We start from the raw sequence: 911 nt of genomic DNA on the forward strand, positions 1-911 counted from the left end.
GAACCATATTTATTACAGTATTCTTGGGTTTTGCAGATTGGAAAGATTAAACGTAAGCGTCGCTACCTCGGTAGGTATTTTGCACATCCAATGATGCAAAATCGCCGAGCAAAACGCGACGACTATAAACCCTCGGCTGTCCGCGTCACACAGCGTTGCGTGCCTTGAATCGGCACACTCCACCACTGTGCTCTCACATGACTCTACGGTTCGTATAGATTTTTAGACACTCGTTACGCTTGCTACAGACCTAACGGCCTTTCGCAACTCCGCTCTGCTAAAAACCCGAACCTACCTCGGCCTACTCACCCCGTGCTTAGCACTCCATGGCTCGCAGCGAAGAAAGCGGCTATGAATGCATTTCGTCGTCAAACTTACAATCCTTTTGAAGCCCATGGATTTAGCTTGATCACTTGCGAAAATAAATCTAAATTTCTAGGCGAATTGTCTCAAAAAGTAAAAAGCATGGGGCTGCAAACTTTGAAAGATTTACGTGAAGACCTCTTAGAGGGTCAAACTAATCCAAAAAGCCCATATCGCGAACTATGGCGTGAAAAAAGTTTATTTAAATACAAAAGTGACAAGCCAGAAAATCATAATTCAACAACTAGCACAAGAGAAGCATTGAAAATGCTTGATCAAGAAATTCAAAGAAAAACTCCATCCCTCCCATTTAAGAATGAGAGTATACGAGCTTCAGGTCCAAATCAAAGTACAAGCCATGCAAGTAATGTAAGTCCATGATACTTTCCGACTAAAAAATTAACTGAAAACATATAACCCTTCATTATTGGTCAGCTACTTTAGTCTTATCGCTTGTAGTAGCTGTAAAACGGCACTGTTGCGAAAAGTTATAGGGAGCTTCAGAAAGGTTATTTTCGTGTGTTCGGGGCCTTAGAATGAAGCCGCCA

Annotated in this window: 1 protein-coding gene; it reads left to right on the forward strand. The window is 42.2% G+C overall.

Annotation, left to right across the window (positions count from 1 at the left end; all coding sequences use genetic code 11):
* Positions 1–312 precede the first annotated feature (312 nt).
* On the forward strand, positions 313–744 hold the full coding sequence (locus tag C200_RS13955) for a hypothetical protein (protein WP_129556453.1): 432 nt from the start codon (positions 313–315) through the stop codon (positions 742–744).
* The last annotated feature ends 167 nt before the right edge of the window (positions 745–911 follow it).

The organism is Piscirickettsia salmonis LF-89 = ATCC VR-1361 (genome assembly GCF_000297215.2).
Lineage (GTDB): Bacteria > Pseudomonadota > Gammaproteobacteria > Piscirickettsiales > Piscirickettsiaceae > Piscirickettsia > Piscirickettsia salmonis.